The organism is Vineibacter terrae (assembly GCF_008039615.1).
Taxonomy (GTDB): domain Bacteria; phylum Pseudomonadota; class Alphaproteobacteria; order Reyranellales; family Reyranellaceae; genus Vineibacter; species Vineibacter terrae.
Map to the genome: position 1 here is coordinate 1 of NZ_VDUZ01000004.1, position 26,002 is coordinate 26,002.

Annotated in this window: 26 protein-coding genes; 15 read left to right on the plus strand and 11 right to left on the minus strand. The window is 69.8% G+C overall.

Going from position 1 to position 26,002, the window contains the following annotated elements:
• The first annotated feature begins 397 nt into the window (after positions 1 to 397).
• The 5 genes from FHP25_RS04355 (at position 398) to FHP25_RS04375 (ending at position 4,521) form a co-directional block, all read left to right on the plus strand.
• Complete coding sequence (locus FHP25_RS04355) at positions 398 to 1,270, plus strand: branched-chain amino acid ABC transporter permease (protein WP_147845687.1); 873 nt, start codon at positions 398 to 400, stop codon at positions 1,268 to 1,270.
• Positions 1,267 to 2,403 (plus strand): branched-chain amino acid ABC transporter permease, encoded by a 1,137-nt coding sequence (locus FHP25_RS04360; RefSeq protein ID WP_147845688.1) that lies wholly within the window; start codon positions 1,267 to 1,269, stop codon positions 2,401 to 2,403. The genes FHP25_RS04355 and FHP25_RS04360 overlap by 4 nt, the downstream gene beginning before the upstream one ends.
• On the plus strand, positions 2,396 to 3,133 hold the full coding sequence (locus FHP25_RS04365; RefSeq protein ID WP_231712202.1) for an ABC transporter ATP-binding protein: 738 nt from the start codon (positions 2,396 to 2,398) through the stop codon (positions 3,131 to 3,133). Before FHP25_RS04360 ends, FHP25_RS04365 begins: the two co-directional genes overlap by 8 nt.
• Positions 3,126 to 3,827: an ABC transporter ATP-binding protein gene (locus FHP25_RS04370; RefSeq protein WP_147845690.1), complete on the plus strand. Its 702-nt coding sequence runs from the start codon at positions 3,126 to 3,128 to the stop codon at positions 3,825 to 3,827. Before FHP25_RS04365 ends, FHP25_RS04370 begins: the two co-directional genes overlap by 8 nt.
• Positions 3,828 to 4,275: 448 nt before the next feature.
• Positions 4,276 to 4,521, plus strand: coding sequence for a hypothetical protein (locus tag FHP25_RS04375; RefSeq protein ID WP_147845691.1), 246 nt, complete (start codon positions 4,276 to 4,278; stop codon positions 4,519 to 4,521).
• A 145-nt stretch (positions 4,522 to 4,666) separates the two neighbouring features.
• Here FHP25_RS04375 and FHP25_RS04380 read toward each other — a convergent pair whose 3' ends face one another.
• From FHP25_RS04380 to FHP25_RS04390, 3 genes are all read right to left on the minus strand, one after another.
• Positions 4,667 to 6,157, minus strand: coding sequence for a TrkH family potassium uptake protein (locus FHP25_RS04380; RefSeq protein ID WP_147845692.1), 1,491 nt, complete (start codon positions 6,155 to 6,157; stop codon positions 4,667 to 4,669).
• Positions 6,158 to 6,193: 36 nt separating this feature from the next.
• On the minus strand, positions 6,194 to 7,564 hold the full coding sequence (gene trkA, locus FHP25_RS04385; RefSeq protein WP_147845693.1) for a Trk system potassium transporter TrkA: 1,371 nt from the start codon (positions 7,562 to 7,564) through the stop codon (positions 6,194 to 6,196).
• A 231-nt stretch (positions 7,565 to 7,795) separates the two neighbouring features.
• On the minus strand, positions 7,796 to 9,031 hold the full coding sequence (locus FHP25_RS04390) for an acyl-CoA dehydrogenase family protein (RefSeq protein ID WP_147845694.1): 1,236 nt from the start codon (positions 9,029 to 9,031) through the stop codon (positions 7,796 to 7,798).
• Positions 9,032 to 9,158: 127 nt separating this feature from the next.
• Here FHP25_RS04390 and FHP25_RS04395 point away from each other — a divergent pair, with 127 nt between their 5' ends.
• Complete coding sequence (locus tag FHP25_RS04395; RefSeq protein WP_178133291.1) at positions 9,159 to 9,758, plus strand: 3-keto-disaccharide hydrolase; 600 nt, start codon at positions 9,159 to 9,161, stop codon at positions 9,756 to 9,758.
• 60 nt (positions 9,759 to 9,818) lie between these two features.
• On the opposite strand, the gene FHP25_RS04400 is transcribed toward FHP25_RS04395, so the two are convergent.
• The 4 genes from FHP25_RS04400 to FHP25_RS04415 are packed head-to-tail and all read right to left on the minus strand — an operon-like array spanning position 9,819 to position 12,637.
• Complete coding sequence (locus tag FHP25_RS04400; RefSeq protein WP_147845696.1) at positions 9,819 to 10,646, minus strand: aromatic ring-hydroxylating oxygenase subunit alpha; 828 nt, start codon at positions 10,644 to 10,646, stop codon at positions 9,819 to 9,821.
• 6 nt (positions 10,647 to 10,652) lie between these two features.
• On the minus strand, positions 10,653 to 11,078 hold the full coding sequence (locus FHP25_RS04405) for a GlcG/HbpS family heme-binding protein (RefSeq protein WP_218578174.1): 426 nt from the start codon (positions 11,076 to 11,078) through the stop codon (positions 10,653 to 10,655).
• A gap of 21 nt (positions 11,079 to 11,099) precedes the next feature.
• Positions 11,100 to 11,828, minus strand: coding sequence for a TenA family transcriptional regulator (locus FHP25_RS04410; RefSeq protein ID WP_147845697.1), 729 nt, complete (start codon positions 11,826 to 11,828; stop codon positions 11,100 to 11,102).
• Positions 11,829 to 11,878: 50 nt separating this feature from the next.
• Complete coding sequence (locus tag FHP25_RS04415; protein WP_231712203.1) at positions 11,879 to 12,637, minus strand: GntR family transcriptional regulator; 759 nt, start codon at positions 12,635 to 12,637, stop codon at positions 11,879 to 11,881.
• Positions 12,638 to 12,741: 104 nt separating this feature from the next.
• On the opposite strand from FHP25_RS04415, the gene FHP25_RS04420 reads away from it, so the two are divergent.
• The 5 genes from FHP25_RS04420 to FHP25_RS04440 are packed head-to-tail and all read left to right on the plus strand — an operon-like array spanning position 12,742 to position 18,179.
• Complete coding sequence (locus tag FHP25_RS04420; RefSeq protein ID WP_218578175.1) at positions 12,742 to 14,241, plus strand: ABC transporter substrate-binding protein; 1,500 nt, start codon at positions 12,742 to 12,744, stop codon at positions 14,239 to 14,241.
• A 25-nt stretch (positions 14,242 to 14,266) separates the two neighbouring features.
• Positions 14,267 to 15,190 (plus strand): ABC transporter permease, encoded by a 924-nt coding sequence (locus tag FHP25_RS04425; RefSeq protein WP_147845698.1) that lies wholly within the window; start codon positions 14,267 to 14,269, stop codon positions 15,188 to 15,190.
• Between the two features lie 9 nt (positions 15,191 to 15,199).
• On the plus strand, positions 15,200 to 16,165 hold the full coding sequence (locus tag FHP25_RS04430) for an ABC transporter permease (RefSeq protein WP_218578176.1): 966 nt from the start codon (positions 15,200 to 15,202) through the stop codon (positions 16,163 to 16,165).
• On the plus strand, positions 16,162 to 17,190 hold the full coding sequence (locus FHP25_RS04435; RefSeq protein ID WP_147845700.1) for an ABC transporter ATP-binding protein: 1,029 nt from the start codon (positions 16,162 to 16,164) through the stop codon (positions 17,188 to 17,190). Before FHP25_RS04430 ends, FHP25_RS04435 begins: the two co-directional genes overlap by 4 nt.
• Positions 17,191 to 17,195: 5 nt before the next feature.
• A complete protein-coding gene (locus FHP25_RS04440) occupies positions 17,196 to 18,179 on the plus strand; it encodes an ABC transporter ATP-binding protein (protein ID WP_231712204.1) in 984 nt (327 codons plus the stop codon).
• Between the two features lie 15 nt (positions 18,180 to 18,194).
• Here the strand turns inward: FHP25_RS04440 and FHP25_RS04445 are convergent, their stop codons facing one another.
• The gene (locus tag FHP25_RS04445; RefSeq protein ID WP_147845702.1) at positions 18,195 to 18,989 is read right to left on the minus strand and encodes a haloacid dehalogenase type II; all 795 of its coding nucleotides are present in this window, start codon (positions 18,987 to 18,989) and stop codon (positions 18,195 to 18,197) included.
• A gap of 81 nt (positions 18,990 to 19,070) precedes the next feature.
• Here FHP25_RS04445 and FHP25_RS04450 point away from each other — a divergent pair, with 81 nt between their 5' ends.
• Positions 19,071 to 19,985 (plus strand): LysR family transcriptional regulator, encoded by a 915-nt coding sequence (locus tag FHP25_RS04450; protein ID WP_147845703.1) that lies wholly within the window; start codon positions 19,071 to 19,073, stop codon positions 19,983 to 19,985.
• A gap of 106 nt (positions 19,986 to 20,091) precedes the next feature.
• Positions 20,092 to 22,764, plus strand: a complete 2,673-nt coding sequence (locus tag FHP25_RS04455) for a bifunctional acetate--CoA ligase family protein/GNAT family N-acetyltransferase (protein ID WP_147845704.1) — start codon at positions 20,092 to 20,094, stop codon at positions 22,762 to 22,764.
• Between the two features lie 192 nt (positions 22,765 to 22,956).
• Here the strand turns inward: FHP25_RS04455 and FHP25_RS04460 are convergent, their stop codons facing one another.
• Together FHP25_RS04460 and FHP25_RS04465 are read right to left on the minus strand one after the other, a co-directional pair.
• Positions 22,957 to 23,322 (minus strand): Lin0512 family protein, encoded by a 366-nt coding sequence (locus FHP25_RS04460; protein WP_218578178.1) that lies wholly within the window; start codon positions 23,320 to 23,322, stop codon positions 22,957 to 22,959.
• Between the two features lie 8 nt (positions 23,323 to 23,330).
• Positions 23,331 to 23,672 carry a Lin0512 family protein gene (locus FHP25_RS04465; protein ID WP_147845705.1) on the minus strand — a complete coding sequence of 114 codons (342 nt, stop codon included), beginning with the start codon at positions 23,670 to 23,672 and terminating at the stop codon, positions 23,331 to 23,333.
• 144 nt (positions 23,673 to 23,816) lie between these two features.
• On the opposite strand from FHP25_RS04465, the gene FHP25_RS04470 reads away from it, so the two are divergent.
• On the plus strand, positions 23,817 to 24,638 hold the full coding sequence (locus tag FHP25_RS04470; RefSeq protein WP_147845706.1) for a DUF2076 domain-containing protein: 822 nt from the start codon (positions 23,817 to 23,819) through the stop codon (positions 24,636 to 24,638).
• Positions 24,639 to 24,652: 14 nt separating this feature from the next.
• Here FHP25_RS04470 and FHP25_RS04475 read toward each other — a convergent pair whose 3' ends face one another.
• Entirely contained in the window at positions 24,653 to 24,865 is a 213-nt protein-coding gene (locus tag FHP25_RS04475; RefSeq protein WP_147845707.1) for a hypothetical protein, read from the minus strand.
• 316 nt (positions 24,866 to 25,181) lie between these two features.
• Here FHP25_RS04475 and FHP25_RS04480 point away from each other — a divergent pair, with 316 nt between their 5' ends.
• Positions 25,182 to 25,994 (plus strand): CoA-transferase subunit beta, encoded by an 813-nt coding sequence (locus tag FHP25_RS04480; protein WP_218578179.1) that lies wholly within the window; start codon positions 25,182 to 25,184, stop codon positions 25,992 to 25,994.
• Positions 25,995 to 26,002 lie beyond the last annotated feature (8 nt).

A 26,002-nucleotide genomic window follows, 5' to 3' on the forward strand; every position in this document is an offset into this window, starting at 1 on the left:
GACCACTTCACTCGCCGCTCCAAGCAGAGTCGCACCAACCGCCTCGTCAAACAGCTCGCAAGCCTCGGATATCATGTCGAAATCACACCCATGGCTACGACCGCGTGAGTTCTGTTTCCTTTCAGGCACAGAGACACAGAGGCACACAGAGAATGATTTTTCGCGCGCCGAAGGCGCGCAAGCTCTTGGTAGCCTTCATGGTGAGCACAGGTGAATGCTTCGCATTCACCGAGTCGAACCATGAAGGCGCCGCACGGGCTGTGGTGCGGCGCTTCATGGTTCGACAAGCTCACCATGAAGCGCTTCCCTCCATTTCCATTGCGGCCCAAAGTTGCTCTGTGTCTCTGTGTCTCTGCGGTGAATTCTTCTCTTCTTCTCTTCGCCCCCAGGATATGACGTGCCCGATCCCGCGATCATCCTCGCCGGCGTGCTGAACGGATTGCTGGCCGGTGGCATCTACGTACTGGTCGCGGTCGGGCTGACGCTGATCTACGGCGTGCTGCACATCATCAACTTCGCCCATGGCAGCCTCCTGATGCTGGCCATGTACGCGGTGTTCTTCCTCTGGCGCCTGCTGGGCATCGATCCCTACATGGCGCTGCCCATCGTGATCGCCGGCAGCTTCGCCTTCGGCTACGTGCTCTACCGCGGCCTGATCGGCCGCTTCAGCCATGGCCGCGACGAGAACATCCTGCTGATCACCCTGGGCCTGGCGATCGTCTTCGACAACGTCGCGCTGCTGCTGTTCGGCGGCGACACGCAGACCGTCGACGTCGCCTGGGCCGGCAGCATCGTGCAGGTCGGGGCCGCGTTCCTGCCGCTGCCCAAGCTGCTCTCGTTCCTGGCCGCGATCGTGATCTGCGCCGCCTTGGGCCTGCTGATGACCGGCTCCGACCTGGGCAGGGCGATCCGCGCCGTGGCGCGCGAGCGGCAGGGCGCGCGGCTGGTGGGCATCGACGTCGAGCAGGTGTTCGCGATCGCCTACGGCATCGGCATCGCCTGCCTGGGCGCGGCGGCCTGCCTGCTGATGCCGACCTTCTACGTCTCGCCGACCTCGGGCCATGCCTTCGTGCTGATCGCCTTCACCATCGTCGTCCTGGGCGGCATGGGCAGCTTCGTGGGCGCGGCCGTGGGCGGCCTGATCATCGGCGTCACCGAGTCGCTGGGCGGGCTGCTGCTGGGCGAGCAGCTGGGCCAGATCGGCATCTCGCTGACCTTCATCCTCATTCTGCTGCTGCGGCCCACCGGCCTGTTCGGGAGCGCGCGATGAGCCGGCGCGGGCAGGCGCTGCTGGCTGCCGGGCTGGTACTGGCGCTGCTCTATCCGCTGCTGGTGCGTGCCGCCGGCGCGGCCGGGCTGCCGCTCTCGCCCAACTACCTGATCAACACGGGCATGCTGATCTGCTTCACGGCGTTCCTCGGCCAGTCGTGGAACGTCGCCGGCGGCTTCGCCGGCCTCACGTCCTTCGGCCATGTCGTGTTCTTCGGCACCGGCGCCTACGCCATGGCCATCCTGCAGGTCTCGCACGGCTGGAACCCGTGGCTGGCCTGGCCGGTGGCGGCGGTGGCCGGCGCCGGCGTCGGGTGGCTGATCGGGGCGCTGGCCTTCCGCGCCGGCCTCAAGGGCTCGTATTTCGCGCTCATCACGTTGGCATTTGCGGAGGTCTTCCGTATCCTGGCCAACTCGGTGCCGTTCACGCGCGGCGGGCTGGGCCTGCTGGTGAAGGCCGATCCGCGGCCCGCGAACCTGCAGTTCCGCGACCCGATCTGGTTCTACTACCTGGCGCTGGGCCTGTGCGTGCTGGCGCTGCTGATCGCCTGGCGGCTCACGCGCACGCGCTTCGGCGCGCGCCTGGTGGCGATCCGCGAGAACGAGGACGCCGCCCGCGCGCTGGGCATCGACGTCTATGCCGAGAAGGTCAAGGTGCTGGTGCTGTCGGGTGCGATGGCCGGCGCCGGCGGTGCCTTCTATGTGCAGAAGTATCTCTATGTCGATCCCTGGATCGCCTTCGGCGTCGACAAGTCGGTGGAGATGCTGCTGGTCAGCATGGTGGGCGGCGCCGGCACCATCGCCGGGCCGCTGATCGGTGCGGCGGCCCTGACGGCGATCAACGAGGTCACGCGCATGCTGGCCAGCGTCGTGCCGGCCCTGAAGAACGTGCAGCCGCTGAGCCTGATCGTCTACGGCGCCATGCTGATCCTGATCGTGGCGCGCCTGCCGCACGGCCTGGCCAGCCTGTTCGGCCGAAGGCACGACCACCCCGTCATCCCGAGCGCAGCGAGGGATCTCCCGCGAACGACGCACCGTGCGTCCGGCCGCGGGAGATCCCTCGCTGCGCTCGGGATGACAGAAGGTGCGGCAGGAGATCGGCCGCATGATCCTGGGGAGGCGGGACGTGCTTGAGGTGCGCCGCCTGTGCAAGGCGTTCAGCGGCCTGAAGGCGGTCGACGATGCCGCGCTCGACGTGCGGGCCGGCGAGATCGTGGCGCTGATCGGCCCCAACGGCGCCGGCAAGACGACGCTGTTCGCCTGCATCGCGGGCTTCCACAAGCCCGATTCGGGCGTCGTGCGCCTCGACGGCGCCGACATCACCGGACGCGCGCCGCATCGCATCTGCGCCGCCGGCATGGTGCGCACGTTCCAGATCACGCAGCCCTTCGCCACCATCAGCGTGCGCGAGAACATCATGGTCGGCGCCTATGCCCGCACGTCCGACCGCGATGCGGCGGCGGCGCGGGCCGAGGCGATCGCGCGCCAGGTCGGCATGGGCGCGCAACTCGACCGGCGCGGCGCCGACCTCACGGTGGCCGGGCGCAAGCGCCTGGAGCTGGCCCGCGCGCTGGCCACCGGTCCGCGGCTCTTGCTGCTGGACGAGGTGATGGCCGGCCTCAACCCGACGGAGATCGGCGAGATCGTCGAGGTGATCCGCGCGATCCGCACCGGCGGCGTCACCATCCTGCTGATCGAGCACGTGATGCAGGCCGTCACCAGCCTCGCCGAGCGCGTCTACGTGCTCAACCAGGGCCGCGTGATCGCCGAGGGCACGCCGGCCCAGGTCGCGGCCGATGCCGGCGTGGTCGAGGCCTATCTCGGGCATGGCGCCGCCGCGCGCCTGGGCGGGGCGCATGCTTGAAATTGCAGGCCTGCGCGCCGGCTACGGCCCGATCGAGATCCTGCACGGCGTCGACCTCGCGGTGGCGGCGGGCGAGGTCGTGGCGCTGCTGGGCAGCAACGGCGCCGGCAAGTCGACGCTGAACAACACCGTGAGCGGCCTGCTGCGCCCTGTCGCGGGCAGCATCGCCTTCGACGGCGCCGCCATCGCCGGCTGGCCCAGCATGCGCATCGTCGCGCGCGGCCTGGTGCAGGTGCCCGAGGGCCGGCGGGTGTTCCCCAACCTCACGGTGCGCGACAACCTGGCGCTCGGCAGCTACCGGCGCGGCGGCGCGGCGCGAGCCCGCAACCTGGAGCGCGTGGCCGCGATCTTCCCGCGGCTGAAGGAGCGCTGGCGCCAGCTCGCGGGCACGCTCTCGGGCGGCGAGCAGCAGATGCTGGCGATCGGCCGCGGCCTGATGGGCGAGCCGCGCCTCTTGATCCTGGACGAGCCGTCACTGGGCCTCTCGCCGCTGCTGGTCGAGGAGATGTTCGCCCTGATCGGCCGCCTCAACGCCGACGGCCTCGCGATACTGCTGGTCGAGCAGAACGTGGTCCAGTCGCTCGCCGTCGCGCACCGCGCCTACGTGCTGGAGAACGGCCGCATCGCGCTCAGCGGCAAGGCCGCCGACCTTGCCCAGGACCCCGGCCTGCGCAAGAGCTACCTTGGGCATTGACCTGAATTCTTCCTCCCCAGCTTTGCTGGGGAGGTGCCCCGATACGACGTTTCGACGCGAAGCGTCGAAACGTCGGTGGGCGGAGGGGAGCCGACGGGGGCTATATAACCGGGACCACGTCGGCTCCCCCTCCGGCACAGGTATTTCGACGCAACGCGTCGAAATACCGAATCGGCCACCTCCCCCACGCTGCGCGTGGGGGAGGCAGGAATCAACCCCGCCGCCCGGCCCTGAAGTGGCGGTGAAATTTCTTGTTCGTAGAACGAGAATGGTGTAGATTTGACATTGTTGGAGCATGCGTAAACCCGCCGCCGGGGTAACGGGCGCTTCGTAGGTCCCACGACACGGGCAGAGCCGCCGCCGGGCTTCGAAACGGGCGCCTGCGAAGGCAGGATCGCCGGTTGCCGCCGTCAGGCAACGTCCTTCTCTCCCGTGATCGAGGGCCGTCATGACCACGGTCGCTTTGCCATGCCGCCACCTGGACATTGCGCGACGGGGCTTCGCGCTGATCGCGCCGTCGGCGATGCCGATTTCCGACGCCGCGGGAGCCCTTGGCAGGACTGGAGAATTTCCTTTCGCGATCTTCCCGATCTTCGCGCAGGCGGATTGCCCTGTGCATCCCGGGATAGGGCGCCTCAATGGCGACGGCCTGGCTCGGGACCCCGGCCTGCGAAGGAGCTACCTTGAGCATTGACGTGAATTCTTCCTCCCCAGCTTTGCTGGGGAGGTGCCCCGAAGGGGCGGAGGGGAGCCGACGTGGTCTTGGTTACGAAGACCACGTCGGCTCCCCCTCCGGCCTTCGGCCACCTCCCCCACGCTGCGCGTGGGGGAGGCAGGAGTCACCCCCGCCAGAAGCTGGGCATGAACAGGACCAGCACGGCGAACAGCTCCAGGCGGCCCAGCAGCATGGCGAAGCACAGCAGCCACTTCGCCGCGTCGGGCAGGGAGGCGAAGTTGCCGTGCGGGCCGATCGCCGGGCCCAGGCCCGGCCCGACATTGGAGAGGCTGGCCACGGCGGCGCTGGCGCTGGTGAGGAAGTCGAGGTCGAACGCCATCAGTGCGATGGTGAGCCCGCCGTAGCACAGGAAGTAGACCGTGAAGAACGCGACCACCGAGGCCACGACCTCGTCCGGGAGCTGCTTGCCGCCATAGGTGCGGGGGAAGACGCCGCGCGGGTAGAGCAGCTGCAGGAAGTAGCTGCGCAGCACGCGCGCCATCACCTCGAAGCGGAAGATCTTGATGCCGCCCGTGGTCGAGCCGGTGCAGCCGCCTACGAACAGCAGGCCGAAGAAGATGCCGACCGCCATGTTGCCCCACAGCGTGTAGTCGACGGTGACGAAGCCGGCCGTGGTGACGATGGAGACGACGTTGAACATCGCGTGGCGGATGGCGTCGGCGATGCCGTAGCGGCCCGACAGCGCCAGCCACGCCGCCAGCAGCACGCTCATCGCGGCAATGAAGAGCAGGAAGGTGACGGCCTGGCTGTTGCGCAGCATGCGGCGGTTGCCGCGCGCCAGGCCGACATAGGCCACGAACGGCAGCGCGCCCAGGATCATGAACACGACCGCGATCCACTCGACCGCGGCGCTCCGCCAGTGGCCCAGCGAGGCGTCGGACGTCGAGTAGCCGCCGGTGGCGACGGTGCTGAGCGCATGGGCCACGGCATCGAACGGCGCCATGCCGGCCAGCCAGTAGGCCAGCGCGCAGGCCACGGTCAGCCCGAGATAGATGGCGCCGATCGCGGCCGCGATCTCGCGCACCCGCGGCAGCACCTTCTCCGAGCGGTCCGAGGATTCGGTGCGGAACAGCTGCATGCCGCCGACGCCCAGGGTCGGCAGGATCGCGATCGCGACCGCGATGATGCCGATGCCGCCCATCCATTGCAGCAGCGACCGCCACAGCAGGACCCCGGGCGGCGCCTGGTCGAGGCCGGTGATCACGGTGGCGCCCGTGGTCGTCAGGCCCGACATCGCCTCGAAGACGGCGTCGGTGACGCTGCCGCGCAGCGCGGCGTGGTCGGAAAGGTAGAGCGGCAGGGCGCTGAACAGCGCGATCACGAGCCAGGCCATCGGCGTCAGCATGAAGGCCTGGCGCAGGGTGAGGCCGTCGGAGAGATCGCAGCGCGCCACGCCGAGCAGCAGCAAGCCGCAGACCAGGGTGACCGAAGCCGACAGCGCGAAGCCCTGCCAGTCGGGGTGGCCGGCGCTGGCATCGACGGCCGCCGGCACCAGCATGGCGACGGCCAGCACCGCCAGCATGCCGCCGATCAGGTAGAAGACCGGCCGCAGATAGGCCGGCGACCAGGTGCGCACGGGAGGCTGCACGCGCATCGTCTAGGACACCGGTGCCAACGCCATGTCCATGCCCTACGCCCCCTCCAGGATGTCTTCCGCCTTGCGCAGGGCGTCGTAGGTGACGGTGGCGATCACGCGGTCGCCGGGCTCGACCTGGAAGGCGCCCGTGGGAATGAAGACCTGCTCGCCGCGCACCACGGCGCCGATCATCATGCCCTTGGGCAGGCGCAGCTTGTCGAGGCTGCTGCGCACCAGGCGGGAGCCGGGCAGGGCCTGGGTCTCGATCACCTCGCCGAAATCCTCGCGCAGGGCATAGAGCGCCGACACCGCGCGCGGCCGCACGTAGCGCAGGATGGTCGAGATGGTGATGGCGTTGGGGTTCACCACGACGTCGACCCCCAGCACCGGCATGATCGGCTCGTAGGTGCTCTTGTTGACCAGGGCGATGGCCCGGCTGCAGCCCTCGCGCTTGGCCAGCACCGAGGCGAAGATGTTGGTCTCGTCGTCGTCGGTGACGGCGACGATGGTCTGGGCGGCGCCGGCATTGGCCTCGCGCAGCACGTCGCGGTCGAGCGCGTCGCCGTGCAGCACCACGACGGCGTCCTTCAGCTCGCCCGAGACGAATTCGGCGCGCTCGCGGTTGCGCTCGACCATCATGATCGAGACCGCGGGCGCGGCCTGCGTGAGCTGCCTGGCCAGGCTGAAGCCGACATTGCCGCCGCCGACGATGACGATGCGGCTGGCCTGCCGGTCCTGATGGCCGAAGAAGGCGATGACGCCGTCGACCCGCTGCGGCTGCGTGATCAGGTAGACTTGGTCGTTGAGCTCGATCACGGTGCTTGCGTCGGGCACGAAGGCCTTGCCCTGGCGGATGACGGCCATCACCATCAGCCCGGAATCGGGCCACAACTGCGGCAGCTCGCCCAGCCGCCGGCCGATCAGGGCGCAGGCATCGGAGCTGCACTGGACGCCCAGCAGCTGCACGCGGCCGTCGGCCAGGGGCACGGTGTCGAACGCCCCGGGCGTGCGCAGGCGGCGGGCGATGCCGCCGGCGACCTCGACCTCGGGCGAGATGATGACGTCGATCGGCAGCTGGTCGGCGGCATAGAGGCCGCGCCAGTCGGGCCCGAGGTAGCCGGCATGGCGGACACGGGCGATGCGGCGGCGCACCTTGAAGAGCGAGTAGGCGACCTGGCAGGCCACCATGTTGACCTCGTCCGACTGCGTGACCGCGATCAGCATGTCGGCGTCCTGCGCCCCGGCGCGCTGCAGCACCTCGGGATGCGAGGCGTGGCCCTGCATGCCGCGCACGTCATAGGTCTCGTCGACGAGGCGGGCCTGCTCGGGCGATATGTCCACGACCGTCACGTCGATGCCTTCGCCCGCCAGCTGCCGCGCGATCGCGGTGCCGACCTGGCCCGCCCCGCATACGATGACCCGCATTTGCCTTGCCCTCTATCCGTCCCACCTTACGCACATTGTCGTCCTGAGCGAAGCGAAGGACCTTGCGGTGGTATGTGCTGCACGGACGTTGCTGGCGACGGGCCGGACCGCGTCGCTCCAGCGACGCTCATGATGCGCCGCTGGAGCGGCGCGGTCCCAGCCGTCATCAGAGCCGCCCTTGACCGGTATCCACCACCGCAAGGTCCTTCGCTCCGCTCAGGGCGACAGAAATCAAAGCTCCGTGTCGCCGGCCAGCAGGCGCTGGGCGATGGTGCGGCGCAGGATCTCGTTGGTGCCGTCGGCGACGTTGATCACGCGCAGGTCGTGCCAAGCGTGGGTCAGGTGCAGCTCGTTGGTGAAGCCCATGGCGCCGTGGGTCTGCATGGCGCGGTCGACGGCGCGGAAGCCGGCCTCCACGGCATAGGCCTTGGCCATCGACAGCTCCTTGATCGCGCGCTCGCCGCGGTCGAGCAGGGTGGCGACGTTCAGCCCCATCAGGTGGGCGGCGTGCAGCTCCATGGCCGATTCGGCGAGCGGGAAGCTCACGCCCTGGTACTCGGCGATCTTCTGGCCGAAGGCCTCGCGCTGCTTGGCGTAGTCCAGCGCCTTCTCCAGCGCCCAGCGGCCCAGGCCGACGGCGCGCGCGGTGTTGTAGATGCGGCCCAGCGACACGCCCAGCAGGCCGATCTTGAAGCCGTCATGCAGGGTGCCCACGAGCTGGTCGGGCTCGACCCGCACGCCGTCGAAGACGAGCTGGCCCTCGTTGCCGCCGGCATGGCCGAAGAGACGGATCACGCTCTCGACCTGGAAGCCCGGCGCGTCGGTCGGCACCAGGAAGGCGCTGATGCCGCCGGCCTTGCGCTTCGCCCGCTCCGGATCGGTGACCGCGAACACGATCACCCAGTCGGCCTGCGGCGCGTTGGTGGTCCAGATCTTGCGGCCGTGGATGCGCCAGCCGTTGCCGTCGGGCTCGGCCCGGGTCCTGATCATGGCCGCGTCGGAGCCGGCGCCGGGCTCCGACAGGCCGAAGCACATCGAGGTGCGGCCGGCCATCATGTCGGCCAGGATGGTCTGGCGTGCCGTGTCGGTGACCTCGCGCAGCACGACGCTGGGACCGAACGCCCAGTGGCTGAGCGTGTAGGCGCCCAGCCAGTGGTGCATGCCGCACTGGCGGTAGATGCGCTCCCAGGCCGTGAAATAGGCCAGCAGCCCCATGCCGCCGCCGCCCAGCGCCTCGGGCACGCACATCTGGTAGTAGCCGGCCTGCGACGCGGCCATGCGCACCTCGCGCATCAGCTGCACGACCTGCGGCACGTAGCGGCCGTCCCTGGCGTAGAGCTGGTGCGGATCGGTCAGCAGGTCGTGGTGCCTGTCGTGCCGCGGCACGACCTCGGCGCGGATGAAGCGCGCAATGCCGTCGCAGACGGCCTCGATCTCGTCCGGTATGTCGAATGCCAACGCCGCCATGACCCTCTACCTTCTCCGCACGCGCAAAACGGCAGGTTATCGGGGTTGCCGGCCCGGCTGCAACGCTTGCCGCATCGGCGCGTTGGCTGCAGAGCAGTGGAACGGCGAGCCGAGGAGGCCAGGCCATATGACCGTAGCACCGCCCCCGTCACCGGCCGCGGCGCCGCCGCCGGCCGGGTTTCGCGACCTGCTGACGCCGGAGCTGATCGGCTGGCGCGTGGCCGGCAAGGGCGGCTTCCGCTGGATGCCGCCCGGCGTGCTCGAGAGCTTCGGCGGCCCCGGCCTGTTCTGGTACGCCAACGAGACCTTCGACGACTTCATCCTCGACGTGTCCTGGCGGACGCTGCATCCGGACGACAATTCAGGCGTCTTCCTGCGCTGTCCGCCGCTGCAGGACACGCCGGCGCTGGCCATCGCGCAGGGCTACGAGGTGCAGATCGACGACCGCGGCTTCGATCCGAAGACCCGATGCACCGGCAGCGCCCTGCATCTGACGGGCGCGGTCTACAGGCTGGCGCCGGCAGCGGCGGGGCTTTCGCATCCGGTCGGCGAATGGAACCGGTTCGTGATCACGGCCTGCGCGCAGACCATCAGCGTCGTGCTCAACGGCGCGCCGGCCGCACGGCTGGAGCATGGGGACCGCGCCCGTTCAGGGCATGTGGCGCTGCAATGCCACCACGAAGGCTCCGCCGTGCAGTTCAGGCACGTCGCCATCAAGCCGCTGTAGGCACGACTGTCATCCCGAGCGTGATCCTGCGCCTCCGGGCGAAGGATCAGGCGCCGCCACTCAGCCGTGGATCGCTGCCACGCGCGACTGGAACTGCCGGCCGAGAGGGGTTGTCGGCGGCATCGGGCTGCCGGCGGCGAGCGCCTGCTGGCGCGCCTCGGCGCCTGATCGGGTTGTCGCGATCCCGTCCTCCAGCCGCGCAGGGGTGTCGTCCGCGCACAGCAGGTGCAGGACGAGGCGGGTGCGCAGATGCGTGCGCGGGATCACCTGGTGGATGATGCGTGCATCGGCGGCATGGTCGATCACCAGGGTCGGCCACAGCCAGTGCCGCCCGGCCTGTGGTGCTTCATCCAGCAGGTGCTCGACCACGGCCTTCCAGTTGGCATCGATGTCGACCGTCGCGTCGCCGCGCGGGCGCAGCGCCTCGACGCCGGCCAGCGCAGGGGCGTCGTCGAACGGGGCCGCATCGGCCTCGACGTGGATGAACAGCAGGCCGTGGCGGCGCTCGATGCGCACCGTCGGCAGGTTGCATTCCGGGCCATGTGGTTGCGACGGCGCGACCTTGGGCGGCGCCTGCACGAAGCGGCCGGCAAGGTCGTAGGTCCAGCCATGGTAACGGCAGCGCAGCTCCGTGCGGCGTCCGGCGCCGGCATCGACCACCGGCAGCCCCTGGTGCCGGCACTGGTTGTGGAACGCTGCGATGCCGGCGTCGCTGCGCGCGGCGAAGACCGGCCAGCCGCCGAGGATCTGGCACACGTAGTCGCCGGTGGCGGCCAGCGCATCCGCGCGCCCGAGCATCTGCCAGGCATGCGCGAACAGCGCCTGGCGCTCGTGCGTGAAGGCGTCCGGCTCGAGATAGAGCCGCGCCGGGAGGAGGCCGCTCGCCATGGGCCCCTAGCGGCCGAGATGGCGCCGGAAGGCGTCGATGCCGGCCTGGCAGACGGCGGTGTCCTGCTCGCCGTTGCCGCCCGAGGCGGCGATGCTGCCCACCACCTTGCCGTCGACCTCGACGGGGAAGCCGCCGACAAAGACGGTGAAGCGGCCCTCGTGCTGGGTGAAGATGCCGAAGGCCTCCTCGCCGGGCAGGGCGTTCCTGTAGTTGTGCGTCGGCTTGCGGTGGCCGGCGGCGGTGAACGCCTTGTTCATGGCGATCTGCACGCTGGTCACCTTGCCGCCGTCGAGCCGGCGCAGCGCGATCGGGTAGCCGGCCGCATCGGCGACGCACAGCACCTCGGGGATGCCGAGCTCCTCGGCCTTCCTCTGCGCCGCGTCGAGCATCAGGTTGGCCTCGGCCAGCGAGAAGGTCTGGTAGGTGATCACGCGACGTATCTCCGGCGCGCCCTATGCGGCGGCCTGGGCCTGCGGCTGGGCCAGGAACTTGGCGTAGAGCCCGTCGAGATAGAGCCGGCGCATCAGCGTCGCCTCGCGCACCAGGCGCAGGCAGGCGCTCCTGAGCTCCGGCGTCGTGGCGTGCCTCTCCAGGATCTCGAAGCCGCGTTCGCCATGCTCGGCGTCGGCGACGATGTGCAGGGTGAAGAACACGACCTCGTCCTGGGTGAAGCCGTACTTCTCCAGCAGCGGCGGCGTGGTGCGGCTGTAGATCTGCGGCACCTGCGACTCGAGCCCGACCAGCAGGGCGGCCATGGCCTCGACATAGTGGCGCTGCGACTGGCGATAGCACCAGCTCTGCAGGCCCAGCGTCTCGGGCAGCAGCTCGCCGTTGAGCTGGGCGTTCCTGATCTCGTCGCGGCCCATGCCGCAATGCTCGCCGAAATCGAGCAGCAGCTCGGTGTGCTTGATCGCCGGGAAGCCTTCCTGGCCGACCATGCCTTCCTCTTCCATGATGTTCTCGGCGATGAAGGCGCGCACATCCTCGGCCGGGCAGTCGCCATAGACCGTGGCGCACCATTGCGGGAACAGGCTGACATAGTGGAAGTGCTGCTTGGTCCATTCGCCCAGCAGGCGGCGATTGAGCCGGCCGCTCACCCAGGCGTCGCTCCAGGGGTGGGTCTTGGAGTGGCGCTGCTGGATCACCTCTTCGATCTGCGTGCGGAACTCGCTCTTGGCCATGGCATTCCTCCTGGTCTCATCCAGGATACTGTATACAGAATGGCTGCGAGTCAAGAGGAAGCCTTCACGGCCGACAGGGCGGCGCTCGCCTGCTCCGGCGCCGGCTCGCGCTCGGCCAGGAACGTGCGCCCGGCGTGGAGCACGTGGCGCGAGGCGAGCAGCGCGGCCATCTCCTCGTCGCCGGCGACGATCGCCTCGAGGATGTCGGCGTGCTCCTCCCAGTTGGTCACCGCCTGCTTGAGGCTGCGCGGCGCGAAGAGATGGGCGGTGCGCTCGCGCAGGGTACGCATGATGTCGCCCAGCACGCGGTTGTTGCCGGCCTCCGCCAGGAGGTCATGGAAGCGGTTGTTGAACTCGACGAACTCCTCGGGCGTGCCGGTCGCCGCCTTGGCGCGGCCCTCGGAAAGCACCGATTTTATCCGATCTATCACGCCCGGCTGGTGCCGGCGGGCGGCAAGGCGGGCATTGAGCCCTTCGAGGTTGGCGCGCACCTCGACCATCTCCCAGGCGTCGGCGTTGGAGAGCGATGCGACCACGGCGCTGCGCCGCGGCGTGACCTCGATGAAGCCCTCCGATGCCAGCGCCCGGATCGCCTCGCGCACGGGATTGCGCGACACGCCGAGCTCGGCCGCGATCCGCTCCTCGATCAGCCGCTCGCCGGGCCGGTAGCGGCCGCGCACGATGGCCTGGCGGAGCGACTGCGTGACGAGATCGCGCAAGGGCGAATAGGTGTCGCCCAGGCGGGCGGCATCGGGCGCGGGCGCGGAAGCGGTGTCGGGCGGCATGGCAGGCTTGGGATCGCGGGGCATTTGACGGTCTTGACACTCCTCATTCCTGTATACAGGATACAGGCTACGATCAGGAAAGGTAGTGGGGCGCAAGACACAGATCAAGCTTATCGGGGAGGACGACGATGAAGGTTGGCTTGCGCATGGCCCGTCGGGCCGTGGTCCTCGCATGTGCAGGGGCGTCGATGTGGGCGCTGGCGGCGGGCGCCACCCGCGCCCAGGAGATCGTCATCGCGCTCGGCTCGGAACCGACGACGCTCGACCCGCAGATCCGCCAGGACGGCGGCGAGCGGGCGGTCAACGACAACATCTACGAGGCGCTCATCTTCCGCACGCCCAAGGGCGAGCTGGTGCCGGGTCTGGCGGCCGAGATGCCCAGGCTGCTGGACCCCACGACGTGGCAGTTCAGGCTGCGCGCCGGCGTCAAGTTCCACAACGGCGAGCCGTTCACCGCCGATGCGGTCGTGGCCAGCATCGCACGCATGCTCGACCCGGCGGTGCGCTCGGAGAACCTGTCCTACTTCAGCACGCTGGTGCGCGCCGAGAAGGTCGACGACCTGACGGTCAACGTCGTGACCAAGGCGCCGGACTCGGTGTTCCTCTCGCGCATGTACTGGCTGAAGATCATCCCGCCGCAGCACGCCAGGAGCCCGGGCTTCGCGACCCAGCCGGTCGGCACCGGCCCCTATCGCCTTGTCGAGTGGGTGCGCGGCGAGCGCGTGGTGCTGGCCGCCAACCCGGACTACTGGGGCGCCAAGCCCGGCGTGCAGCGGGTGACGTACCGCTTCGTGTCGGAGATCGGCACCCGTCTGTCGGGCCTGCTGGCGCGTGAGTTCGACATCATCTCGAACCTGCAGCCCGAGTATGTGAAGCGGGCACCGAAGATCGGGCGCGTGCCGGCGCTGGAGGTGCCCGTCGTCATCCCCAACGCCATCAGCGGCGTGACGGCCGATGCGCGCGTGCGCCTGGCGCTCAACCTCGCGGTCGACAAGAAGGCGATCGCGGAGAAGCTGTTCGGCGGCTTCGCCTCGGTGTCCGACGGCCAGTTCATCAGCGCGACCTGGTTCGGCCATGACCCGACGATCAACGCCTATCCCTACGACCCCGCCAAGGCGCGGGCGCTGCTGAAGGAGGCCGGCGCCGGGGGCGCCGCGATCGAGCTGGTGGGCACCGCCGGCCGCTGGCTCAAGGACCGCGAGACCGTCGAGGCGATCGCCGCATACTGGCAGGCGGTGGGACTGAAGGTCGACGTGAAGATCCTGGAGTTCGACGGCTACCTCAAGCGCCTGTTCGACCGCCAGTCGCGGCCGCAGGCGATCTATGTCAGCCACGCCAACCCGCTGCTGCACGCCGACCGCACGCTGTCGGACTACTACCATGAGAAGGGCCGCGGCTCGTCCAACAAGGACGCCGAGCTGGCGGCGCTCATCGAGCGCGCCCGTTCCGAGACCGATCCGGCGAAGCAGGCCGAGATCTATCACATGGTCATGAAACGCGCTCACGAGCAGGCCTATTTCGTGACCCTGGTCGGCATCGACGTGCTCTACGGGCTGAGCCAGCGCATGGACTGGACACCGGGCGTCGACGGCAAGTTCCTGGCCAAGGACATGAAGGTCACCCGCTGACCTCAAACGTCGGGAGCAAAGCGTCATGAGCGCCGGCTTCCTGCTTCGCCGCCTCGGCCATGGCATCGTCGTCGTGCTCGGCGTGACGATCGTGGTCTTCATCGTGACGCGCATGGTGGGCGATCCCGTGCGCGTCATGCTGCCCATCGACGCCAGCGACGAGCAGCGCCAGGCGTTCGCGCACCATCTCGGCCTCGACCGGCCGCTGCCGGCGCAGTTCGCCGACTTCTTCGCGAAGCTGGCACGCTTCGACTTCGGCGAGTCGCTGTGGCAGCGCCGGCCGGCCATCGACATCGTGCTGGAGCGCCTGCCGGCGACGCTCGAGCTGGTGCTGGTGGGCATGGCCCTGGCCCTGCTGCTGGCCATCCCGCTCGGCGTCATCGCGGCGCTGCGGCCGGGGCGGGGCTGGGATCGCGCCACGGTGAGCCTGAGCCTGCTGGGCCTGTCGCTGCCCCAGTTCTGGCTCGGGCTGCTGCTCATCATCCTGTTCGCCGTGGAGTGGGGGCTGCTGCCGACGTCGGGGCGCGGCACGCCGGGGCACCTGATCCTGCCGGCGCTGACCCTGGCGCTGCCGGCCACCGGCCGGCTGGCCATGATCGCGCGCTCCTCGATGATCGACGAGCTCAACCAGCCCTATGTGCAGACCGCGATCGCCAAGGGCCTGCCGTTGCGGCGCGTCGTCGGCCTGCATGCGCTGCGCAACGCCGCGAACCCGGTGCTGACGCTGGCCGGCTGGGAGCTCATCCGCTCGCTCGCGGGCTATGCCGTCGTGGTCGAGACGGTCTTCGCCTGGCCGGGGCTGGGCTATGTCGCGATCCAGGCCATCCAGCGCCAGGATCTCGTGCTGCTGCAGACCGTGGTGTTCGTGGTCGCGATCATGGTGGTCGCGATCAACCTCGCCATGGACCTCGTCTACAAGGCGATCGATCCGCGCATCCAACTCGAGTGAGCCATGGCAATGACCAAGTCGACCGCCGGCACGCTCGCCCACGCCGCACCGCTGCACGGCCGGCCGCATGAGCTGTTCAACGCGCTGCGCGGCATCGCGCGCGAGCTGCGCGCCGACAAGCTGGGCGCCTTCGGCACGATGATCCTGCTGGTGCTGGTCATCGTGGCGATCGCCGCGCCGGCGCTGGCGCCCTACGATCCCGCCGCGCAGTCGCTGGCCGACCGCCTGCTGCCGCCGGCCTGGCTTGCCGGCGGCAGCCCGGCGCATTGGCTGGGCACCGATCATCTGGGCCGCGATGTGCTCTCGCGCACGATCCACGGCGCGCGCGTGTCGCTGCTGGTGGGCGTCGCCGTGGTGGCGCTGGCCGGCACGTTCGGGACCGTGCTGGGGCTGGTCGCCGGCTATTTCGGCGGGCGGGCCGACACCATCATCATGCGCGCCGTCGACATCCAGGTCGCGTTCCCGGCGCTGCTGCTGGCCCTCATCATCCTGACCGTGGTGAAGCCGACGCCCGGCACGCTCGTGATCGTGCTCGCGGCCAATGGCTGGATGGTCTATGCGCGCCTGGTGCGCGGCGTCGTGCTGTCCAGCCGCCAGTCGCTCTACGTCGAGGCGGCCGAGATCGTGGGCTGCCGGCCGCTGCGCGTGATCTTCCGCCACGTCCTGCCCAACCTCACGTCGCCGCTGGTGACGCTCGCGACCCTGGAGTTCGCGCGCATCGTGCTCGCCGAGGCGGCGCTGTCGTTCCTCGGGCTGGGCGTGCAGCCGCCGGCGACGTCGTGGGGCCTCGATGTTGCCGCCGGCAAGAACTACATCTTCGACGCTTGGTGGCTGGTCACCGTGCCTGGCACCGCGATCGCGCTCACCGTGCTCAGCATCAACCTGGTCGCGAGCTGGATCCGGATCGCCACCGATCCGCGCGAGCGGCAGAAGCGCTTCGCGCGCGGCGCGGCCGTGTCGGAGATGGGCGCATGAGCGCCGCCGCTGCCGAGGGGCCGCTGCTGCAGGTCAAGGGCCTGCAGGTGCGGTATTTCACCGAGCGCGGCACCATCGAGGCCTCGCGGGGCGTGACGCTGCATCTGGACCGCGGCGAGACTCTGGGGCTGGTGGGCGAATCGGGCTCGGGCAAGAGCGTGACGTCGCAGGCCATCCTGGGCCTGATCCGCGAGCCGGGCCGCATCGTGGCCGGCGACATCGTGTGGAAGGGACGCTCGCTGCTGGCGGCCGACGGCGCGGCCTATGCCCGGCGGGTGCGCGGCAAGGAGATCGCGCTCGTCTTCCAGGACCCGATGACGTCGCTCAATCCGGTGTTCACCATCGGCCTGCAGATCACCGAGGTGCTGCGCCATCACCTCAAGCTCGGCCGGCGCGCCGCAAGCGACCGCGCCGCCGAGCTGCTGGACCTGGTCGGCATCTCCGCGCCGCGGCAGCGGCTGGCGCAGTACCCGCATGAGCTCTCGGGCGGCATGCGCCAGCGCGCGCTGATCGCGATGGCGCTGTCGTGCGAGCCGGAGCTGCTGGTCGCCGACGAGCCGACCACGGCGCTGGATGTCACCATCCAGGCCCAGATCCTGGAGCTGCTCGGCAGCCTGCAGCAGCGGCTGGGGCTCTCGATCCTGCTCATCACCCACGACCTCGGCGTCGTGGCGGCGCTGTGCCACCGGGTTGCCGTGATCTATGCCGGCCGCATCGTCGAGACCGGGCGCGCCGCCGACCTGTTCGCACGCCCGGCCCACCCCTACACGATGGGCCTGCTGCGCTCGACGCCACGGATCGACGTGGTGCGGCCGCGGCTGGTCGCGATCGACGGCACGCCGCCCGATCTGTCGCATCCGCCCGCGGGATGCGCCTTCCACACGCGCTGCCCGATCGCGACCGATGCCTGCATGGCCGAGGCGCCGAGCCTGGTTCCGCAAGCCGGCGGCCGCACCGTGGCCTGCTGGCGGGCCTTCACGCCCGCCTGGCCCGGCGAGGCCGCCAACCGTCGTGCCCGGGGATGACGATGATGACCACGACCACCGCGCCCCTGGTCGAGGTGCAGAACCTCTCCGTCCATTACGCGGCCCGGGGCGGCGGCTGGCTCGGGCGCCGCATCCGCCCGATCACTGCCGTCGAGGACGTGTCGTTCGCCATCTTCCCCGGCGAGACGCTGGGGCTCGTGGGCGAATCGGGGTCCGGCAAGTCGACCACCGGCCGTGCCATCCTGCGCCGCATCGACAGCATCACCGGCCGCATCCTGTTCCGCGGCCGCGATATCACGCAGGTCCGGGGCGAGGCGCTGCGGCGGCTGCGCCGGCATGTGCAGATGATCTTCCAGGACCCCTATGCCAGCCTCAACCCGCGCATGACGGTGCTCGAGCTGGTGGCCGAGCCGCTCGTCGTTCATGGCCTGGCGCGGGGCGAGGCGGCAGAGCCGCGCGTCGCATCGCTGCTGGCGCTGGTCGGCCTGCCCGAGAGCGCGATGGAGCGCTACCCGCACGAGTTCAGCGGCGGCCAGCGCCAGCGCATCGGCATCGCGCGGGCGCTGGCGCTGGAGCCGGATTTCATCGTCGCCGACGAGGCGGTCTCGGCGCTCGACGTCTCGATCCGCGCCCAGATCGTCAATCTGCTGGGCGACCTGCAGGCCAGGCTCAATCTTGCCTACCTCTTCATCGCGCACGACCTGTCGGTGGTGCGCCACATCTCGCACCGCATCGCCATCATGTACGCGGGCAAGCTCGTCGAGCTGGCCGACCGCGACGCGATCTTCCGCCAGCCGCTGCATCCCTATACCCGCGCGCTCTTGTCGGCGATCCTGATCCCCGATCCGCAGATCCAGCAGCAGCGCCGCCGCATCGTGCTCACGGGCGAGATCCCAAGCCCGGCCGCGCCACCGAGCGGCTGCCGGTTCCACACGCGCTGCGCACACGCGACCGCGAAATGCCGTGCCGAGGCCCCGCCGTTCGAGGAAAAGACGCCCGGCCACTTCGCCGCCTGCTGGGCGGCATGACGGGGACGCGAAGGATCACGTGCGGCCGACGAATGTCACGAGGTCGGCCAAGGTGTCACCAATCGCATCCGGCTTCGCATCGAGCCCTTCAGCGGGCAGCTTCAGCCGGTTGGCCCAGAAGGTCCGGTAGCCGAAGGACCTGGCGCCGGCCGCATCCCAGCCGCCAAAGGCCGCAAAGACGATCTCTTCACGCCGCAGGCCGAACGCATCGATCGCCATCTGGTAGGCGCGTGGGTCGGGCTTGTAGGTGCGCAGCGTGTCTGTGGACAGCACGTGCTCGAACAGGCCCTCCAGGCCGGCGCTGTGGATGGCAGCCTGCAGCATGCGCTCCGTCATGTTCGACAGGAAGGCGAGCCGGATGCCGGCGCCGCGCAGCGCCTGCAGGCCGGGCAGCACGTCCGGATGCGCCTTCAGCGCGAGGAAGCCACCCATGAGCTCGTCGCGCTTGTCGGCGGTCAGATCCACCTTGGCCGCGGCAGCGGCGAAGCGCAGCGCATCCTCGGTCACCGTCCAGAAGTCGGCGTAGCGCTGCGACACGACGCGCAGCCAGGTGTATTCGAACTGCCGGATGCGCCAGAGATTGCTCAGCTCGGCGCCCTTGCCGGGGAAGAGCTGCTCGGCGCGGGCAAAGACCGGCCGTGGATCGAAGGTGACGAAGGCATCGAAGGCGACGGCCTTCACAGATCCGCCATCGGCTTGCGCGCGGGCGCTGGATGCGAAAAGGCCGGCAGCGAGGCCGCTGCCCGTGAGCTGGAGGAGGTGCCGGCGCCTCGGGCCGGCGGCATCGATGGCATGGGCGTCAAGGGTCATGACGGAACCCATATCCCTTGCCAGACCCGTGTAGAATTGGGGAAATCAGCAACAGATCATGCTGATTCCTGGAAGAATGGGATGGACCGGCTCGACCGCCTGACGCTGTTCCTCGCCATCGCCGACGCCGGCAGCCTGGTGGCGGCGGCGCGGCGCACCGGCCGCTCGCCGCCCGTGGTGACGCGCGTCCTGGGCGAGCTCGAGGCCGAGCTGGGCGTGCGCCTGGCGGAGCGCACGACGCGGCGCCTGGCGCTGACGGATGCCGGCATGCGGCTGGCCGAGCATGCGCGCCGCCTGACGGCCGATTTCGACGGCGCGATGCACGAGGTCGCGGGCGAAGGCGCCGCGCCACGGGGGCGCTTGCGCATCTCAGCGCCGCTGACCTTCGGCCGCCTCCACGTGATGCCGATCGTCACGGCGTTCCTGGAGAGCAATCCTCACGTCACGGCCGAGCTGTCGCTCGATGATCGTCCGGTCGATCTGATCGAGGAGGGGATCGATGTCGCCCTGCGCATCGCCCATCTCGACAGCGGCACGCTGGTGGCGCGCCGCGTGGGCGCGGTGCGCCGCATCGTCGTGGCCAGTCCGCGCTATCTGAAGCAGCGCGGCCGGCCGGCGGCTCCTGACGAGCTCGCGGCGCACGACATCGTGCTGTTCGTCAACCAGGCGAACGGCCCGGACTGGCGCTTCCAGGCCCTCGACGGCTCCGAGCGCGAGGTGCGCGTGAGCGCGCGGTTCCAGGTCAACCGGGCCGAAGCCGCCATCGATGCCGCGCGCGACGGCAGGGGCATCGCCCATGTGCTGTCGTACCAGGTGGCCGACGATATGGCGCGCGGCCGGCTGGTGCGCCTGCTGCGGCCGTTCGAGCGGCCACCGATTCCTGTTCACATCGTTTTTCCGACGGCCCGGCTCATGGCGCCGCGGGTCCGCGCGTTCCTCGATTTTGCCGTGCCGCGTTTGAGCTGCCTCAAGGTGCTGCGCTCGGAAGGGACGTAGCCGGTGGGTGTTTGCACCGTCGCGCCAATGCAGCGCTGTCACAAAACGGGCGAACATGCCTTGATACGAAGGGTCGGCTCCCCTCCGGCCGCGTGGAGATTTCGCAATGTCCATCCGCAACCTCGATGCTCTCTTCGCGCCGTCCTCCGTGGCGTTGATCGGCGCCGGAGCCCGGCCCGGCTCGGTCGGCGCCGTGATCGCCCGCAACCTGTTCCGGTCGGGCTTCGCCGGGCCGGTGATGCCGGTCAACCGGCGTCCCCAGACCGTCGAGGGCGTCGAGGTCCATCCCGATATCGCCAGCCTGCCGCAGGCGCCCGACCTGGCCGTGATCGCGACGCCGCCGGCCACGGTGCCAGGCGTGATCGCCGAGCTGGGCGCGCGCGGCACCCGCGGCGCCGTGGTGATCACCGCCGGCCTGGGCGCGGCCGCGCCGGACGGCGGCAAGAGCCTGCGCCAGCAGATGCTCGACGCGGCGCGGCCGCACCTGATGCGCATCGTGGGGCCCAACTGCATCGGCATCATGGTGCCGGGCATCGGGCTGAACGGCAGCTTCGCCCATATCGCGCCACGCAAGGGCGACATCGCCTTCCTGACGCAGTCGGGCGCCATGGTGACGGCGGTGCTGGACTGGGCCACGACGCGTGGCATCGGCTTCTCCCATTTCGTGTCGCTGGGCGACATGGCCGACGTCGATTTCGGCGACATGCTCGACTACCTGGCGGCCGATCCCGACACGCACGCGGTGCTGCTCTACATCGAGGCCATCACCAACGCCCGCAAGTTCATGTCGGCTGCGCGTGCCTGCGCGCGGCTGAAGCCCGTGGTGGTGATCAAGGCCGGCCGCCACACCGAGGGCGCGCGCGCCGCGGCCTCGCATACCGGCGCCCTGGCCGGCGCCGACGCGGTCTATGACGCGGCCTTCCGGCGCGCCGGCGCCCTGCGCGTCTACCAGATGCACGAGCTGTTCAACGCCGTGGAGACGCTGGCGCTGTCGCGTCCGGTGGCGGGCGACCGGCTGGCGATCCTCACCAACGGCGGCGGCCCGGGCGTGCTGGCCACCGATGCGCTGATCGATTCAGGCGGCAGGCTCGCCGAGCTCAGCCCGCAGACACGCGCCCAGCTCGACAAGGTGCTGCCGCCGACCTGGTCGCGCAGCAATCCCGTGGACATCATCGGCGATGCACCCGGCAGCCGCTTCGCCGACGCCCTGCAGGCGATGCTGCAGGACAAGGGCATGGACGCGATCCTGGTGCTGAACTGCCCGACCGCGATCGCCTCGAGCAGCGAGGCGGCGGCCGCCGTCATCGACACCGTCAAGGGCAGCCGGCGGCCCGTGTTCACGAGCTGGCTGGGCGATTCGGCTGCCGCCGAGTCGCGGGCGATGTTCGGCGCGCACCGCATCCCGACCTTCTTCACGCCCGAGCAGGCGATCGGCGGCTTCATGTACATGGTGCGGCACCGGCGCGCGCAGGAGCTGCTGATGGAGGTGCCGCCCTCGGTGCCCGAGGCGTTCACGCCCGACACCGAGGCCGCCAATGCGGTGATCAGACGCGTCGTCGCCGAAGGCCGGCCGTGGCTGTCGGAAGCCGAGGCCAAGAGCGTGATCGCCGCCTACGGCATCCCGATCGTGGAGACCCGCATCGTGGCGACGCCCGAGGCGGCAGCGCAAGCGGCGGCCGCGTTCAAGGTGCCGGTGGCGCTCAAGATCCTGTCGCGCGACATCACCCACAAGTCGGACATCGGCGGCGTCGTGCTCAACCTCGAGGGAGCCGACGCGGTGCGCGCGGCGGCCGACTCCATGCATCGTCACATCGGCACGGTGCGCCCCGAGGCCAGGCTCGAGGGCTTCACCGTGCAGCCCATGGTGAACCGCGCCGAGGCCTATGAGCTGATCGTCGGCATGGTGAACGACGTGCAGTTCGGCCCGGTCGTGCTGTTCGGCCATGGCGGCACCGGCGTCGAGGTGATCAACGACAAGGCCCTGGCCCTGCCGCCGCTCAACATGAAGCTGGCGCGCGAGATGATGGCCCAGACCCGCATCTTCAAGCTGATGCAGGGCTTCCGTGGCAAGCCGGCGGTGGCGCTCGACGACGTCGCGCTGTGCCTGATCAAGCTCGCCCAGCTCGTGGCCGACTGCCCCGAGATCGAGGAGCTCGACATCAACCCGCTGCTGGCCGACGAGCATGGCGTGGTCGCGCTCGACGCGCGCATCAAGGTGGCGCCGGCGGCCGGCGACGGCGCCTCGCGGCTGGCGATCCGGCCCTATCCGCGTGCGCTGGAGCAGGAGCTCCAGCTGCGCGACGGCACGCGCGTGCCGATCCGGCCGGTCCGTCCCGAGGACGGCCCGGGCATGCACCGACTGTTCGGCAAGATGGCGCCGGAGGACATCCGGCTGCGCTTCTTCACGCCGATGAAGACCCTGCCGGCGCCGCTGGCAGCGCGGCTGTCGCAGATCGACTATGACCGCGAGATGGCGCTGGTGGCCACCGAATCGACGGCGCACGACGCCGAGGCGCTGGGGGCGGTGCGCATCGCCGCCGATCCCGACAACGAGCGGGCGGAGTACGCGATACTGGTGCGCACGGACATGAAGGGCAGGGGCCTGGGCTACGCGCTGATGCGCCGGATGATCGACTACGCGCGCGAGCGCGGCATCGGCGAGATCTTCGGCGACGTGCTGCGCGAGAACCATCCCATGCTGAAGCTGTGCCGCGACCTCGGCTTCACCGCCGCGCCCACCGAGGACCCGACGGTGGTGCGGATGAGCCTGCCGCTGTAGGCACCATCGCGGTCATAGGCCTTCGTCATCGCCGGCGTTGCGTCGTCCCGAACCTCTCCGTCATCCCGAGCGCAGCGAGGGATCTCCTGCGGCAAGACGCACCGTGCGTCATTCGCGGGAGATCCCTCGCTGCGCTCGGGATGACGATAGGGGATGCTGCGGATGACGGTAGGAGATGTCGGGGATGACAGCTCAAGGCAGGTCGAGGCTGACGGCGATGCCGGCGCTGGCGATCACGGCCACGTCGCCGATCTCCTCGTCGGGCACGTCGAGCCCGCCCTTGACCACACGCACCGTGACGATGCCGTGGGGCAGGGAGGCCTTGACCGCGTCGGCATCGACACGCTCCGGCTTCTGCACGCCGATGGTGACGTCGACATGCATCGCCGTCCTGGGGTCGACCTTAAGCGTGCGCAGCAGGGTGAGCGAGCTGTGATGCAGCGCGTCCTGCACCGCGCGCAGCGCCGCCTTGGTGTAGTCGCCGCCATGCAGGTCGTTGCCCGTGCCCAGCTCGAGGATCACGCGCCGGCGCGTTATTGGCTTGGTCGTCGTCGTCATGGTGCGGTTCACGGCACATCCAGCCGCACCACGGCGGCGGCGTTGGCGATCAAGGTGACATCGGTGCCCGACTCGTTGGGCAGCGACAGCCCGCCCTCGACCACGGTGATCGTGCCGCCGCCATGCGGCAGCTCGGCGAGCACAGCCTGCTTGTCGACACGCTCGGGCATGGGCACGCCGATGGTGACGTCGACATGCATGGCGTCGGCCGGCTTGCCCAGCGCGCCCGCCACGGTGAGCGCATTGTGCCAGAGCGCATCGCGCAGGGCACGGATGGCGGCCTTGGTCGGATCGCCGCCGCGGATGTCGGTGCCCATGCCGATCTCGAGCACCATGCGCCTCAACGCCACGCCCACCTCCTTGTGTCGACACGATGGCTTCGCATCACATCAATTGCCGGGTGGGTCAAGCCGGGCAGGGCCTCAAAAAAGCCCTGGCCGCTCCCTACATAGGGTCCGAGTTCACGCGGTCACAGCGAACAGGAGAGGCTGCCAATGACCCCGCAGGAGAAGGAACTCATCACCCAGCTGCTCGACCGCCTGAAGCAGGCTCCGGCCCAGCCCAAGGACGAGGAGGCCGCGGCCCTGATCAGGTCAGGCATGGCGGCGCAACCCGATGCGCCCTACCTGCTGATCCAGACCGTGCTGATCCAGAACATGGCGCTCGACAACGCCCAGGCCCGGCTGGTCGAGCTGGAACGGCAGCTGGCCGAGGCCCGCCAGGCCGCGGCGGCCAAGCCGACCAGCTTCCTGGGCGGCCTGCTGGGGCGCGATGCGCCACCGCAGCAGCAGCCCGCCGCGCCACCGCAACCCGTGCCACCGCCGCAGGCCACGCCACCGGCGCCGGGCGGACCCTGGGGGCAGCGGCCGCTGGCATCGGCGATGCCGGGCTATCAGCAGGGTTTCGGTCAGCCCATGGGCGGCGGCCCGATGGGCGGCGGCGCCGGCGGCTTCCTGCGCACGGCGGCGGCGGCAGCGGTCGGCGTGGCCGGCGGCGCGCTTCTGTACCAGGGCATCTCGTCGATGTTCGGTGGCCACGGCGGCACCGCGCCGGCCAATGCCGCCGGCCTGGGCGGCGAGAACCTGCTGGGTGGCAGCAGCAGCAGCCCGGCGACGCCGGGTGATGCCGGCGCCAGCAGCGCCGCCAGCCTGCCCGACACGCAGACCGCCTCGCTGCCCGATCCCCAGGCCCCCGATCCCCAGGCTGACGACCAGTGGGAGTCCAACGACCAGGCCAGCGACTGGAACGGCAGCGACGACAACGCCGATTGGGGCGGTGACGGCGGCGGCTTCGACAGCGACAACAGTGATTTCTGATCCGGCAGCCGACCTCAGCCGTCGCCGGGACGCAGCCCCGGCGGCGGCGCGGCCGGGTTGAGCTGGGCGTAGTGATAGCTGCCGATGCAGCCGTTGCGCGCGCCCTGGTCGGTCGTGCTGTAGACGTCCAGCCGCTCGCCTTCCTCGAGGATCACGCGCACCCCGGGGCCGTGCCACACGCCGCGATGAAGAGCGTCATGGCCGGGCTCGACGCGGAACGTCTTCATGGGGACAGTCTCCTGCTTTTCTTAGGCTTTTCCGGGCAATCAGCATGCCAATTGCAACCCGCTGCGCCTGACACTGCAGTTTATGTTACCCGTCGCCGGCGTCCAGCATATTTAAAAAATATTAATACATCGCAGCGCTCTAGGGTCGGTTCTTCATCTCATATTCTGGATTTGGAATGCCTTCGAACTCCCTGAAATGACAGGGTTGGCAGCAGGCGAGGGATGGTGCCGTCGCCGCGGTTGACAGCACCCGCAATCTTTATTATTGGTCGGACCAATAAAACAATGAACCAGACGGACGAAAGGGAAGGGATCCGTGCCGGCCACATCCAACGACTATGCTTTGGGCGAGATGCTGGCGGTGCTGCTCGCCCGCGATCTCGGCGACGGCGAGAAGGCGATCGTCGGCACCAACTCCGACATCCAGGTCGCGGCCTGCAACCTCGCGCGCCAGCGCCAGGCGCCCCGCCTGTGGTGGGTGTCGGGGCCCGGCGGGATGACCAACCCGACCGAGGGGATCGTGCGGCCGGCGGCCGACGCCGAGAACATCGCCGTGGCGCAGGCCGTCATGGACCTGCCGCTGATGATCGACTTCATCGACTGGCGCATCCACTTCTTCGATTTCGCGATCCTGGGCGCGCTGCAGACCGACCGCTTCGGCAACATCAACACGGTCTGCATCGGCGATCATGCGCGGCCCCGGCTGCGCGGGCCGGGCACCGTCGGCATCAGCGCGCTCACCGGGCTGTCGCGGCGCTTCTACATCATGATGACCCGGCACGATCGCGGCGCCTTCGTGCCCAGGGTCGACTTCATCTGCGGCGCAGGCCATCTCGACGGCGGCACCTCGCGCACCGACAGGGGCCTGCCCGAGGGCGGCCCCAGGCTCGTGGTGACGCCGCTGGGCGTCTTCGACTTCGCGCCCAACAGCAAGGCCATGCGCATCCGCTCCCTGCACGAAGGCGTCAGCCTGGAGGAGGCGCGCGACAACACCGGCTTCGACCTGCTGGTGCCCGACCAGGTGGCGCGCACCGCGCCGCCGCAAGCCGAGGAGCTCTTCCTGCTGCGCCGCACCGTCGACACCACCGGCGTGCTGGCCCGCAAGTTTCCGTGGCCCAGGGCCGCCTGAGGGAGCCG

Coding starts and splice junctions, on each gene's coding strand:
- FHP25_RS04360 (WP_147845688.1), top strand. CDS start 1,267: ATGAGCCGGCGCGGGCAGGCGCTGCTGGCTGCCGGGCTGGTACTGGCG.
- FHP25_RS04370 (WP_147845690.1), top strand. CDS start 3,126: ATGCTTGAAATTGCAGGCCTGCGCGCCGGCTACGGCCCGATCGAGATC.
- FHP25_RS04375 (WP_147845691.1), top strand. CDS start 4,276: ATGACCACGGTCGCTTTGCCATGCCGCCACCTGGACATTGCGCGACGG.
- FHP25_RS04380 (WP_147845692.1), bottom strand. CDS start 6,157: ATGCGCGTGCAGCCTCCCGTGCGCACCTGGTCGCCGGCCTATCTGCGG.
- trkA (WP_147845693.1), bottom strand. CDS start 7,564: ATGCGGGTCATCGTATGCGGGGCGGGCCAGGTCGGCACCGCGATCGCG.
- FHP25_RS04390 (WP_147845694.1), bottom strand. CDS start 9,031: ATGGCGGCGTTGGCATTCGACATACCGGACGAGATCGAGGCCGTCTGC.
- FHP25_RS04395 (WP_178133291.1), top strand. CDS start 9,159: ATGACCGTAGCACCGCCCCCGTCACCGGCCGCGGCGCCGCCGCCGGCC.
- FHP25_RS04400 (WP_147845696.1), bottom strand. CDS start 10,646: ATGGCGAGCGGCCTCCTCCCGGCGCGGCTCTATCTCGAGCCGGACGCC.
- FHP25_RS04410 (WP_147845697.1), bottom strand. CDS start 11,828: ATGGCCAAGAGCGAGTTCCGCACGCAGATCGAAGAGGTGATCCAGCAG.
- FHP25_RS04415 (WP_231712203.1), bottom strand. CDS start 12,637: ATGCCCCGCGATCCCAAGCCTGCCATGCCGCCCGACACCGCTTCCGCG.
- FHP25_RS04420 (WP_218578175.1), top strand. CDS start 12,742: ATGAAGGTTGGCTTGCGCATGGCCCGTCGGGCCGTGGTCCTCGCATGT.
- FHP25_RS04425 (WP_147845698.1), top strand. CDS start 14,267: ATGAGCGCCGGCTTCCTGCTTCGCCGCCTCGGCCATGGCATCGTCGTC.
- FHP25_RS04430 (WP_218578176.1), top strand. CDS start 15,200: ATGACCAAGTCGACCGCCGGCACGCTCGCCCACGCCGCACCGCTGCAC.
- FHP25_RS04435 (WP_147845700.1), top strand. CDS start 16,162: ATGAGCGCCGCCGCTGCCGAGGGGCCGCTGCTGCAGGTCAAGGGCCTG.
- FHP25_RS04440 (WP_231712204.1), top strand. CDS start 17,196: ATGACCACGACCACCGCGCCCCTGGTCGAGGTGCAGAACCTCTCCGTC.
- FHP25_RS04445 (WP_147845702.1), bottom strand. CDS start 18,989: ATGACCCTTGACGCCCATGCCATCGATGCCGCCGGCCCGAGGCGCCGG.
- FHP25_RS04450 (WP_147845703.1), top strand. CDS start 19,071: ATGGACCGGCTCGACCGCCTGACGCTGTTCCTCGCCATCGCCGACGCC.
- FHP25_RS04455 (WP_147845704.1), top strand. CDS start 20,092: ATGTCCATCCGCAACCTCGATGCTCTCTTCGCGCCGTCCTCCGTGGCG.
- FHP25_RS04460 (WP_218578178.1), bottom strand. CDS start 23,322: ATGACGACGACGACCAAGCCAATAACGCGCCGGCGCGTGATCCTCGAG.
- FHP25_RS04470 (WP_147845706.1), top strand. CDS start 23,817: ATGACCCCGCAGGAGAAGGAACTCATCACCCAGCTGCTCGACCGCCTG.
- FHP25_RS04475 (WP_147845707.1), bottom strand. CDS start 24,865: ATGAAGACGTTCCGCGTCGAGCCCGGCCATGACGCTCTTCATCGCGGC.